The following is a 12,401-nucleotide window of genomic DNA, read 5'->3' as shown; positions in this document are numbered from 1 at the left end:
GAGGCAGGGCGAAGTGGTCACGCGCGCAATCGTCACGTCACAGGTCTGGGACATGAACTTTGACAGCGATACGAACGTTGTTGAAGTGGCTGTCAAACGTCTGCGCACAAAGATCGACAACCCATTCGAGAAGAAACTAATCCATACGGTCCGTGGCATGGGCTATGTGATGGAAGAGCGACCATGACTGCCGTGGATGGAGCGTACTCGCTGCTCAGGCGTCTGAGTCTCGCGTTTACTATCGTCGCCATATTGGTGCTCTCGATGGCCGGCGGCCTCCTCTATCATTCGCTCTCCAGCCAACTCAGGCAACGCGACGACAGCGAGATTTCGGTCAAGCTCGACGAGTTTCTGGCGGCAGCTCGCAGATACGGCTCGGCGGAGGCGATTGGCAGCAATAGCGACCTGTTTCGAGAGGAATTGCTCGCGCATCCCGCAATCTCATTCGCCATACTGGATAGTCAAGGAAGGGTATTGGCCGACTCGGGCCGGCGGGACCAGCGCTTGCGGTCGATTGGGTCGGGCAATCCGGCAGAACAACAGCCTTATTCATGCTCTCCCCCGTCCATCGGGCCTTCGCGCTGCGTATTCGGCGACGAAACGCTGCGTTCAGGTGAATCGATACGCGTGCTGCTCGCACATGAAGCGGCGACGCGCGACTCCGTCCTTCGCGACTATCAAGGCGATGTATGGCTCGTGCTCCTCGGTGGTTCCGCGCTGATGGGTCTACTTGGCTACGCCATCGCAAAGCGGGGATTGTCGCCGGTCAAAACCATCGGCCAACGAATTTCGCGCATCGAAGCCCACAATCTTGGCGAGCGCCTCGATATAGGCGGTGGTCCCGTCGAACTCCATGACATCGCGGGTCCAGTGAACCGGATGCTCGACAGGCTTCAACGTGCATTTGAGCGACTCTCGCAGTTCTCGTCCGATCTGGCGCACGACATGCGCACGCCGCTCGCCAACATGATCAGCGCATCGGAAATCACTCTTTCACGTAAGCGATCCACCGAGGAATACGAAGCGCTTATCGACTCGAACATCGAAGAATGCCAGCGCCTTCAACGGATGATCGAGACCATGCTGTTCCTCGCGCGAGCGGACCACTCAAAGGAACTGCTTCGGCTGGGCGTACTCGATTGCCATGAAGAGTTCGCAAGGCTCACCTCATACTTTGAAGGAGTGGCCGAAAACAATGGCGTCCATTTCGCCATCGACGGCGCAATCCAGGTTCGCGCCGATCCGTCGATGCTTCGACGCGCCCTCAGCAACCTGGTATCGAACGCGCTTGCGCATGCTGACGCCGAATCGGAGATCGCGCTGCGCGCCTACCGCTCTGGCGACTACGTCGCCGTTGAAGTCACGAACAACGGCCAAACCATTCCGGCGGAGCATATTGGCAAGATCTTCGACCGTTTTTATCGTGTCAATTCTGCGCGGCAAGGGTCGGCGAAAAACATGGGGCTGGGCCTCGCCATCGTACGATCGATCATGGAGTTGCATCGTGGCCGAGTCGATGTCGTGAGCCGCGCCGGCTTGACGACCTTCACGCTTTACTTTCCTTCCGCTAGTGCGTGACATCCTGAGTCGCCGTTCAGCGCAATCACGCGTCATCCCTTTCTCGCAGCGTTCCGTTAGCTGATTCGCGCAAGATGGCGCGCCCACGTCCGCCTTCCGCCGGCAAGCCAACCGCACATTTTGCGCGTGCCTTCCCAAGATGTCCGAAATGACATCTTCCCGCCACATCGTAATCAGACGCGCAACACGACAATACGCTCTCCAGCACTGAGGGAAGCCGTCGCCATACCTCAGCGTCCCAAGGTTTGTTCAACCATCGAGAGCTTTCGTGAACATTCGCTATCGCAAGCGTCTGCAGCTGTCTGTCGGGGGAGCGGGCATCCTCGTTCTTTGCGGTGCCCTGCTTTCCCTTCACTCGCGGACTTCCCCCGCGGCTACCGAGTCAGCGCTGCCAGCTACGGCTGTCGATCAGGCTCCGCCGCTGCCCAATACCGTTAACCTGTCGCCCGAGGCGCTCGCGAACGTCAAGTTGCAGTTCGCGAAAGCGCAGCTTCGGCCCGGTGTGCACACCATTACCGCTACCGGCCTTGTCGCATTCAACGCGAAGCGGCTCGCGCAGCTAGGCTCTCCTTCAAAGGCAAGGATCGTTGCTGTCGATGTCGCCGCGGGCGACCATGTACGCGCGGGACAACGGCTCGCCACGCTGGACGAGTTCGACTTGAGCGACGTGCGTAGTCAGGTCGCAAGTGCGTCCGCCGCGGTGGCGGACGCGAAGGCTGCAGCCGATGCGGCCGATGCAGCACTGCAGCGCGGCACCGAGCTCGTCACTGGAGGCGGTATCGCGCAGAGCGAGCTCGACCGCCGCCGTGCTGCTGCGGTCAATGCACAGGCCATGCTGAAGTCGCGGCAAGCAGACCTGCAGAAGTGGCAGGGCATGCAGCAGCGCCTGATGCCGATCGGCGCCCCGGCGGGTCGAAGCAATGAAACAGCCACGCTAGCCCGACTGAGCCCGGGCGATTCGCTGGGTGCGCTCGTCGCGCCGTTCGACGGTGTCATCAGCAGCGTGGGCACGGCCGCCGGCAACATCGTCGACCCTTCGTCGCCGATTCTGACACTCGCCGATCTTTCGACAATGTGGGTGCAAGCCAACGTCCCTGAGCGCGATGCCGCAGAAGTACACCCAGGTCAGACAGTGCTTGTGCACATTGATGCGTATAGCGATCGAGAGTTCACCGGCCGCGTCATCGATGTTGCCGACCAGGTCGACACCAACACCGGCACCGTAGCGGTCCGCTGCGAGTTGCCTAACGGCGACGGCGCACTCCGCGCAAATATGTTCGGCACGGTCGATATCCAGGCGTCGCTCGGTCGGGACACGATGCTTGTGCCCGACGCGGCGCTCCAGGATGTGAATGGACAGACAGCCGTATTCATCCCTTCCGGAAACGGCCGTTTCACGTGGCGCGCCGTTCGCACCGGCTACGCCGCCGACGGCATGACACAGATTCTCAGTGGCCTCCCGGCCGGCACGTCCGTCGTCGCCGACGGCAGCTACTGGCTGAAGGCTGCGCTCATGAAGGGCACCATTCCCGACGAAGGCTAATTCGCGAGCGCATGCCATGATTACCAAACTTGTCGAGGCGGCACTGCGAAATCGCGCCGCCGTGTTAATTCTCGTTGCCGTGCTGATTGTCGCCGGGCTATACAGCATGCAACGGTTGCCTTTCGATGCCGAGCCGGACATCTCGCCGCAGCAGGTGCTGGTGACGACCCAGGCACCCGGCCTCGCACCCGTTGATGTCGAACGCTCGATCACGGCACCTGTCGAGCTCGCGCTGCAGGGCTTGCCAGGCATGCAAAGCCTGCGCTCGATCTCGCGTTACGGTCTCTCCGTGATCTACGTGCGCTTCGCCGACGATACGAATCTGTACCTCGACCGCAATCTGATCGGTGAGCGGTTGCAGACGATACAGCTTCCACCCGGCACCAGCGCGCCGCAAATGGGGCCGCTGTCGGACGGCCTTAGCGAGATCTATCAGTTTCAGGTGCGTGGCCACGGGCAGTCGCTAATGACGTTGCGCACACTGCTCGACTGGCAGATCGCACCACGGCTGCGCCAGGTGGAAGGCGTGGTCGACGTGAATGTGAACGGAGGCCTCCTGAAGACGTACGAAGTGCAGATCGACGACAATGCGCTCACACGTTACGGCCTGTCGGTCGGCGACATCTTCAATGCCGTGCAGATGAACAACGGCGCAACAGGCGGCGCGACAATCGAGCACAACGGCGGAGAATCGATCATCCGCGGCGAGGGGTTGCTGCGTAACACGACCGACATCGGCAGCATCGTGCTGCGTACCGCTGCGGGCGGCGCGCCGCTTTACGTTCATGACGTGGCGCATGTCGACGAAGCGCCAATGCCTCGGCTCGGCGCGGTCACGCGTGACGGCAAAGGCGAAGCCGTCGTCGGCGTCGTGCTGATGGGCATCGGGCAAAACACGCGTGTCGTCGCACAGCGCGTGCAGGACGCGATCAGGGAAATCAACCAGACGCTGCCGCCCGGCGTCGAGGTTGCGCCGTACTATAACCGCGCGGACCTGATGGACCGGGTGCTGCATACGGTCGCTCACAACATGGTCGAAGGTGCCGTGCTCGTCATCGCGGTGCTGCTTTTGCTGCTCGGGAATGCGCGCGCAGGCCTGATCGTCGCAATGGCGATTCCGCTGTCGATGCTCGTCGCCGTCATCGCCATGTACGGTACGGGAATGTCGGGCAATCTGATGAGTCTCGGCGCGATCGATTTCGGCCTGCTTGTCGACGGTGCGGTGGTGATGATCGAAAACGTCGTGCGGCGGCGTGCCGAAGCGCCGAATCAGCCGTTACGCCCGCTCGTGCTGGAGGCAGCAAAAGAAGTCTCCCGGCCTGTGACGTTCGCGGTCCTCATCATCACGGCCGTCTACCTTCCGATACTGAGCCTTCAGGGCATTGAAGGCAAAATGTTCCGGCCGATGGCGATGACCGTTATCTTCGCCCTGCTCGCGTCGCTCGTCCTCACCCTGACGGTCATGCCGGTGCTCGCGAGCCTGTTGCTGCGCGGCAAGGTCGCAGAGCGTGAGAGCCGCATCCTTCACTGGGTGCGCCTGCGCTATGAGCCGATTCTCGCGCGTGCCGCGCAACAACCTGCGCTAACGATGGGGCTCGCCGTCGCGTTGCTCGCGGTCGCGGCCTTCGCCGCCACGAGGCTGGGCGCTGAATTTTTACCGCGCCTGGACGAAGGGGCGCTGACCGTCACGACGACGAAGCTGCCCGGCATTTCCGTGCCGTCCGCGGTCGAGGCGCAAACCATGGTCGAACGCACGCTGATGCGCTTTCCCGAAGTGCAGTCGGCTGTCACGCTCGGCGGCAGCTCGGAGATTCCAACCGACCCGATGGGCGTGGAGCAAAGCGACACCTTCATCATGCTGAAGCCGCAGTCCGAGTGGAACACGGCGCAAACCCAGGACGGGCTCGTCACCGAGTACTCCGCGGCGCTGGATCGCGCAGTCCCAGGCCTGACGCTCGATTGGGCGCAACCGATCCAGATGCGCATGGACGACATGATCGCGGGCGTCCAGGCCGATGTCGCCGTGCAGATTCATGGCAACGATCTGCAAACGCTGCACGATACTGCCGAACGGGTTGCGGCCGTGATCTCGCGGGTGCCGGGTGCGGCAGACGTCGAGGCGCAGCAGACGATTGGCCAGCCTTACCTGCGTGTCATCGTCAAGCGAGACGCGGTGGCCCGGTACGGGCTGAATGCGAGCCAGGTGCTCGATCTCGTCCAGTCGCTGGGCGGCCGCAATGTCGGGACGATTGTCGACGGTGAAGGCCAGTTCGATATCCGGGTGCGCATGCAACCGAAGGATCGCGACGATGTGACGCGCATCAGCGCGCTACGCATCAGCAATGGCGATGGCCGTGCCGTGCCGCTGTCGGAGGTGGCAGACATTCGCATGGAGCCGGGACCGTCGACCATCGAGCGCGAGGAAGGCAGGCGCGTCATCCTCGTTCAGGCCAACGTGCGCGGACGCGACCTCGCCGGCTTCGTCCTCGCTGCACAACACGCGGTCGATACGCAAGTCAAGTTCCCGCCAGGGTACACCGTGTCGTGGGGCGGCAGCTTCAAGAACCTGCAGGACGCGATGGCGCGACTCTACGTCGTGGTGCCCATCTCGCTTGTCGTGATCTTTGCGCTGCTCTACCTGATGTTCGGCAATGCCAGCCTTGCAGCGCTCATCTTCTGCAACGTGCCGTTCGCAGCGATCGGCGGCATTTTCGCCCTCTGGATACGCGGGCTGCCGTTCAGTATTTCCGCTGCGGTCGGCTTTATCGCGCTCTTCGGTATTGCCGTGCTCAACGGCGTCGTGCTGGTCAGCAGCATCGTCGAGATGCGGGCCCGCGGCCTGAGTGCCGCCAAGGCTGCGAAACAGGCTGCCGCGACCCGGCTGAGGCCCGTGCTTATGACGGCGACCGTAGCCAGCCTCGGCTTTCTGCCCATGGCGTTCTCGATGAGCTCGGGTGCGGAAGTCCAGCGTCCGCTTGCGACTGTCGTTATCGGTGGCCTTGTGTCGGCAACCTTGCTAACGCTGCTGGTTCTGCCGACCGTTTATCCGTGGTTCGATCGCCGCAAAGACACGTCGCGTCTTGCCCAGGTGCACGAGCGCGAAACGCAATTCGCAGAATGATGGAGGGATGCTTTACCGTGATTGCCCTAAAACGTTCATCCGCCCTGTTGATGCCGCTACTGCTGGCGGCCTGCGCGGTAGGTCCTGACTTCAAGCAGCCGGCCGCCCCAAGCGGCGCGGGTTACACGCATGCTCCGCTGCCCTCGAAGACCGCGGCGGCCGCCGGCGCAGTGGGAGGGGCGCAGCAATTCTCAGTTGGCGGCGATATTCCGGGCCAATGGTGGACGCTGTTCCAGTCGCCGGAGCTCAACGCGATGATCGACCGCGCGTTCAAGGCCAGCCCAACCATCGCTGCCGCACAGTCTGCGCTTGCCGTGGCCCGTGAGAACGTGCTGAGCCAGAGGGGGACGCTATTTCCGAGCATCGGTGTCGACGCATCGGGCAGTAGAAACGAAACGTCCACGGCGAGCCTTGCTCCCGTCGCCGCAAACAACCAGCGCATTTACTCGCTCTACACGGGCGAGCTGACCGTGTCGTATTCGCTCGACGCATTCGGCTTGAATCGCCGCATGATCGAATCAGTATCCGCGCAAGCCGACAATCAGCGTTTCGAACTGGAAGCGGCCTATCTGACCTTGAGCTGCAATCTCGCGCTTGCAGCGTTCAACGTTGCTTCGCTGCGCGGGCAGATCGCTGCGCAGCAGGAGGTGACCAAGGCCAATGTCGAACTCCTCGACATCCTTCGGCGCGAAAGCATGCTCGGTGAAGTTGCCGAGGCGGACGTCCTGCAACAGCAAGCGGTGCTTGCGCAGTCGCAGGTCGCGATACCGCCGCTTGAGAAACAACTGGCGCTGCAGCGCGACGCGTTGATCGCGCTCATGGGTGGCTTTCCGAGCGAAGATGTCGCGGCCGATCTCGACCTGTCCTCGTTGCACCTGCCCGATGACCTTCCCGTGAGCCTGCCGTCGACCCTCGTGGAGCAGCGGCCCGACATTCTCGCGGCGGCTGCGGCGTTGCATGCGGCTAGCGCGCAGGTGGGCGTCGCGATCGCCAATCGGTTGCCACAAATATCGTTGACAGCCGCCCTGGGAACTTCGCCCAGTGCCATCGCGAACGCATTTACGCCGTACAACCAGTTCTTCACCATTGTCGGGAAGGCCGCCCAACCGATCTTCCAGGGTGGAGCGCTGCTGCATCGCCAGCGCGCGGCGCAGGCGGCATTCGATCAGGCCAGCGCCCAATACCGCTCGACGGTGATCAACGCATTTCAGAACGTTGCCGATGTATTGCAGAGCGTGCAGGCGGACGCGAAGACGTTGCAGGCGGCCGTCAATGCGGAGCAGGCTGCCTCGCGCAGTGTGGCTATCGAACGTGAAAAGCTGCGCTCAGGCGAAGCGTCTTATCTGTCAGTGCTGACCGCGGGCAGACCTGGCAAATGGCACGCATTGCGTCGATACAGGCAAGGGCCGCCAGACTGGCGGATACGGCAGCCTTGTTCCAGGCCGTGGGCGGCGGCTGGTGGAATCGGTCCGATTCACTCGTCTCGACATTCGCGCCAAACCAACCGCGATAAAACAGATCATGAAACGACTTTGTACAATTTTTGCGTTTGCGATCGTGCTAGCCGGTTGCGCGACCCAGTCGCAATCGCGCCATCTCACCTCGAACCGACAGACATCGGATGGCACAGTAGTCGACTACGCCGGCGTGCCCTGCCGCAATCAGAATATGCATGTGAAATCGCCCCTCTGCTTGTATCCGCGGACCCTGCTCGCGTCACACGGAGCCCATATGAGGTTTTGATAATCATCTCCGTTCGAGTCGAACGGCTGCCGTAGAGTCAGAGGGGCGTTGTCACGTTAAAGTGTTCGCGTCGCAGTACTGCGAAGTGCTGCCGGATCGGTCCGAAATTCGACAAGTTCAGGACGACCTTCGTCGTTCTTTTCGATCGGCAGCGACTTCCACTGACAGCCCATGTACAGCATCTGAAGGATCTAGTTGAAGATCTTGTGCAACCCCAGCGTTGGGGCCGGACCGCGCCGACCCGTGCCCAGTTGCGGCAAGACAAATTGCTCGTCGTCGCCGGAGAATTCCACCAGCGTGCCCTCCGAGCCGACCAGCAAATGCGCCAGATTCGCCGTGCCGTCATCCGTATAGGCGCGCGGATTCTGGCAATCGAACAAGTCGATGTTGTAGCCCGCCACGCGGCGCAGCACTTTCGGCATGCGCTCGGCGATCTCCGTCCGCTCGCGGGACGCTATCCGGCTCACCTCTTCGAGAATCTGTTCGAGACGCGCACCGTGTGCAGGATTCTTCAACGACTCGAAGCGCGCCTCGCTGCCATCCGCGAGAATGGCGTCAATGGACACGACGTTGTGCACCATGTCGCCGTATTCGATGGCGTTTACCCCTCTGCGGACGACGGCCGCAAGATGTTTTTCAACAGCCTGTCAGGTCACGTCACACATTACCAAAAGGTCATTTTCGGGCCATGTCGGGTTCACGCGTACGACGCAATAATGGAAAAAACGGAATCGTCGATCTTTTTCGACAGTGGAAACAATCGACGCGGTCCGTCAACTCAGTCCATTGGAGTTCAATTGATGTTATCGCGACTACCTACATTAAACCGTCTGATTGTCATCTCGGCTCTGCTCGCATCGATCTCAGGGTGCGCAGATTCGCCGAATGGAGCAGCCTACTCCTCCGCTCGCAACGAAACGCCGCGCCGGCCAAACGCATATCCCTGCCAATACATGCATGTGAAAACGGTGAACTGTCCGGCGAGCTGAACACACCTGTGCAGTCACGTTGCACAAGTTACCGGGGCGGTCTGTCGATGGATTTCACGGCACGGCGCTTTCCCTGACGTCAGGCTATCCGCTACATTTTCTTGAATGCTTGTCTTTTTGTTTTGGATGTTTAAGCAAACAAGCGATTGCAAAAGCGCACCCGCTGAACCGTCTTGATGGCGAATGACAGAAAGTGGCCGTGCTCGGCGTGTCGCCGACGGCACTCGGCCTATCTCGGCCATGTCCCGAATGCGCCATGCTGGGTTGTCGTTTCCACGCCTTCGGCAAGCACCTGGCAACCAAGCTCGCAGAGCCGTTCGGCTGACCCGCGAATAGCGGCCGCAAATGACGCGCCCTTATCGGCGGTCCGTATCACCGTGATGCAGAGTTTGACGATTTCAGGATTCAACAAGCCAACGGTACCGAAGTCGACGAACCCGCAGCCGGTATCATCTAAGGCCAACCGGATGCCCATCGCACGCAAGCGACCAACCGCATCGATCAAACCCTCGGCCTCGTTAAGCGGCAAGTGCTCGGTAAGTTCAAACAAGATCTCCTGCCTCCCGGCGAGCGCCAGCTTGTCCGAGGCAGGGGCCAAGGCATCGGGGCCCAGATTGATGGTCAGGAACTTCCCGGGCGGCAGTTTGCCTTTAGTGCGCTCGAGAGCCAACTCGGCGCACAACAGTTCCATCTCCACCAGGCGCCCGGCGGCATGGGCCGCATCAAACAACAAGTCCGGACGTTCAAAAAATGTCCCTCGCGGACCTCGGGAAAGCTCTTCGAAACCCATCACTGCACCGTCTCTAATGCGCACGATCGGCTGCAGCACTGTCTGTATGGAGCGCTCAGCCAGAATCGCTTTCACGCCGGCGGAGGATTCGGCCCGGTCCTTAACTTGACGTCGGGACTGGGACCTCAACCGATCTTCCGTCCATTGAAGCCAATTTGCCTTCGCATCTTCTTCGCCTACTTCGGGCGACGAAAGGAATACCGACAAGTCGGTGGTGATTCGAGCGCCGGTGCCGCCACCAAAAACAGCAATTAGCCGCTCGCGGATCAAATTGCGCCCAGCTTGTTCCAGGGTCTCGACCACATCCTTGCCATCTCGCGGCAAGCCATCTGAAAGGATGCGGAAACATGCGGACCAATGTCCGTCGGCATCAGCACGATATCGGTCAATCACCTCATGCTGAGCCAGCAAACGGCTTAGCAAACCCGTTGCTTCTTCGCCGAAATTGGTCAGCGCGTGGCGAGCGGCTTCCTCACCGAAGATTTCGGACAGCCACCTGCTCTCGGCAATCTTGATGCTGAGTACTGCAATGACCCCCGTCATTTACCGCAACCCCCAAATTCCGCACGTTATAGGCTCTTGCCCAGTTACGTCGCTCCAATGACGGCTCTGCCAACTCGCTCGCGAGCGTCTTGGGATTGGCCCGCAGACGCCCCCGAACATAACCATGTTTAACCGTCTCTCGTTGTCGCGGTTTCAATTAGATCGCGCACGCGGTTCGATGTCTGTGCGTCAGCGAGCAACCTCCGGAATGCAACAACGCTGCAGGACCGATGTCTCAGAGCGCTGCATCAGCCTAACGGCTCCTGCATATCGCAAACCAGGCGCGTGGATTACATTTTTGTCATTTAAAGGAAAACGCCCGTTGACTCACTTTAGCTTGCATAACCGCAGTTGGGCATCCCGGGCGCGGTCGACGACCGCCTTCGGCAGGCCGTCTTGGCGTTTCTGGATGGCCGGACGAGTGTTCGGACGGTGTGACGCCGAGCCACGCCATCAGCTGGCGCGGATGATCGAACTGCGACAGATCGTCGAGTTCTGCCATCAGGCCGATCGCGGTGGTGAACTGGACGCCGCGCAGCGCCTGCAGTGCTTCAACGACCGGGTAGAAACGCCACTGCGGCGCTGCTTCACGCAGCCTCGACCTGTTTAACGAACCTGCTTAGTTCGCACTGGCGTTGCCAGCAGCCGCAGCCGGCAGGCGCGACTTCGACGGATGGCCGATACCGCCTTCCTGCAGCCAGTAGCCGAGGGCCATGAAAATTCCGCCGCCGGCGAGGTTGCCCAGCGTAACGAAAATTTCGTTGTGAATGGCACCCGCCAGCGTGATGTTCTCCGGATGCTCGCTGATCAGCGCGAGGGCAAACACGAACATGTTCGCGACGCTGTGCTCGAAGCCACTCGCGACGAACGCAAACACCGGCCAGAAGATCAGGCCCAGTTTTGCACCGTCGTTATTGGTGCGCGCAGCCATCCAGATAGCGAGGCACACGAGCCAGTTGCACAGCAGGCCCTTGGAGAACAGTGCCAGACCCGGCGCCGACATCTTGGCCGCAACCGCCTTGAAGAACACTTCAGAACCGTCGGTGAGCAGCACGCCCCCACCAGCCGCATGCAGGATCGCAGCCAGCACCACTGCGCCGATCAGATTGCCGACCCAGCACACCACCCACACCAGCACCATGCCGCCGACACCCGTCTCACCGCGCAACATCGCGAGCGGCATGTACATGGCCGTACCGGTGAACAGATCCGAGCCCGCGAACACGACGATGGTCAGCGCGCAGGCAAACACGGCGCCCATGATCAGGTGAACGTAAGCCGGATCGACATGCGAGCCGACCGAAAACATAAGGATGTCGCCAAAGCCGATATAGGCTCCAGCCATAGCGGCACCAATTACAAAGGCGAATGGCGAACGCATAATAGCCGACGCTCTTTGTGCGCCGGTTTTTGCGAATTTATCGATACTGTCTGCGTACATCATTGCTCCCGGGTTGGTCCCCCCTCTTCGCTAACGGCTCAGGGGGTGCGTCAAACTGGCGCATATGATAGGACGACAAAACGCGATATTCATCAACAAGTGACCGTATTCGGCGTTCAATAAAACTGTACTCCCGCGACCGGGCGAGTTCTGTACCCCTTTCTGACTGCAGTGCACAGATGGGGCGATACGACGATGTTTGCACCGCCCGTCGTATCGCCTTTGAAGCGATTTTTCCAGCGCCACTCACACGTGACTGATTTGCTGGTTGTGTCGCGATAAGGTCTGTCGGCAAGGCGAGAAACTTACGCGATGGCAAGGACTCCTTTCCGGACGAACGCCTACGGCTCGGCGCAGATTCGCCGATCGACAAACTTGTGCAGAGCGAGTGCCCAGCCAATTAACTCCCTGTCGGTCCCCGGCTTCCCGACCAGTTGCACACCGAGCGGCAGGCCATCCTCGCTCAACGCAGTGGGCAAATGGAGGTTTTGTCGCATTAAGGCGCAGAGATAAGATTCGCGTCCAAACATGGATGACGAACAAGATGGCCAAAACGAAGAAGTCGGCGCGCACGACGTTGCCACCGAGTATCGGTAAGGTGCTGAAGCGACTGCACCATCCACTGGACGTGATTCTGCTGTGCGTACGCTGGT

Annotated in this window: 7 protein-coding genes and 3 pseudogenes; 6 read left to right on the top strand and 4 right to left on the bottom strand. The window is 60.7% G+C overall.

The window, feature by feature from the left end:
* From GNZ13_RS35615 to GNZ13_RS35595, 5 genes are all read left to right on the top strand, one after another.
* A partial coding sequence (locus GNZ13_RS35615; protein ID WP_172173348.1) for a winged helix-turn-helix domain-containing protein occupies window positions 1-187 on the top strand: 187 nt, incomplete at its 5' end.
* Window positions 184-1,578, top strand: a complete 1,395-nt coding sequence (locus GNZ13_RS35610; protein ID WP_172173345.1) for a heavy metal sensor histidine kinase — start codon at window positions 184-186, stop codon at window positions 1,576-1,578. The genes GNZ13_RS35615 and GNZ13_RS35610, both read left to right, overlap by 4 nt.
* Window positions 1,579-1,846: 268 nt before the next feature.
* A complete protein-coding gene (locus tag GNZ13_RS35605) occupies window positions 1,847-3,121 on the top strand; it encodes an efflux RND transporter periplasmic adaptor subunit (protein ID WP_172173342.1) in 1,275 nt (424 codons plus the stop codon).
* A gap of 16 nt (window positions 3,122-3,137) precedes the next feature.
* Window positions 3,138-6,242, top strand: a complete 3,105-nt coding sequence (locus GNZ13_RS35600; protein ID WP_172173339.1) for an efflux RND transporter permease subunit — start codon at window positions 3,138-3,140, stop codon at window positions 6,240-6,242.
* A 17-nt stretch (window positions 6,243-6,259) separates the two neighbouring features.
* A complete protein-coding gene (locus GNZ13_RS35595; protein WP_328807345.1) occupies window positions 6,260-8,020 on the top strand; it encodes an efflux transporter outer membrane subunit in 1,761 nt (586 codons plus the stop codon).
* 258 nt (window positions 8,021-8,278) lie between these two features.
* Here GNZ13_RS35595 and GNZ13_RS35590 read toward each other — a convergent pair.
* The 4 genes and pseudogenes from GNZ13_RS35590 to GNZ13_RS35575 form a co-directional block, all read right to left on the bottom strand.
* Window positions 8,279-8,593: pseudogene (locus GNZ13_RS35590) on the bottom strand (FAD-binding oxidoreductase); the annotation flags it as partial.
* Window positions 8,594-9,203: 610 nt separating this feature from the next.
* Window positions 9,204-10,307, bottom strand: a complete 1,104-nt coding sequence (locus GNZ13_RS35585) for an EAL domain-containing protein (protein ID WP_172173336.1) — start codon at window positions 10,305-10,307, stop codon at window positions 9,204-9,206.
* Between the two features lie 336 nt (window positions 10,308-10,643).
* Window positions 10,644-10,908, bottom strand: a pseudogene (locus tag GNZ13_RS35580) (transposase); the annotation flags it as partial.
* Between the two features lie 18 nt (window positions 10,909-10,926).
* Window positions 10,927-11,748 (bottom strand): formate/nitrite transporter family protein, encoded by an 822-nt coding sequence (locus GNZ13_RS35575; RefSeq protein ID WP_172173333.1) that lies wholly within the window; start codon window positions 11,746-11,748, stop codon window positions 10,927-10,929.
* Window positions 11,749-12,292: 544 nt separating this feature from the next.
* Here GNZ13_RS35575 and GNZ13_RS35570 point away from each other — a divergent pair.
* Window positions 12,293-12,401: pseudogene (locus GNZ13_RS35570) on the top strand (IS6 family transposase); the annotation flags it as partial.

The sequence above is a fragment of the Paraburkholderia elongata genome, assembly GCF_013177735.1.
Classification (GTDB): Bacteria; Pseudomonadota; Gammaproteobacteria; order Burkholderiales; family Burkholderiaceae; genus Paraburkholderia; species Paraburkholderia elongata.
The sequence above is the reverse complement of the archived record's forward strand: the minus strand, read 5'-3'. Positions and strand labels throughout refer to the sequence as shown.

Excerpts from the sequence above, each read along its gene's own strand:
- GNZ13_RS35610 (WP_172173345.1), top strand. The coding sequence starts at position 184 with ATGACTGCCGTGGATGGAGCGTACTCGCTGCTCAGGCGTCTGAGTCTC.
- GNZ13_RS35600 (WP_172173339.1), top strand. The coding sequence starts at position 3,138 with ATGATTACCAAACTTGTCGAGGCGGCACTGCGAAATCGCGCCGCCGTG.
- GNZ13_RS35585 (WP_172173336.1), bottom strand. The coding sequence starts at position 10,307 with ATGACGGGGGTCATTGCAGTACTCAGCATCAAGATTGCCGAGAGCAGG.
- GNZ13_RS35575 (WP_172173333.1), bottom strand. The coding sequence starts at position 11,748 with ATGTACGCAGACAGTATCGATAAATTCGCAAAAACCGGCGCACAAAGA.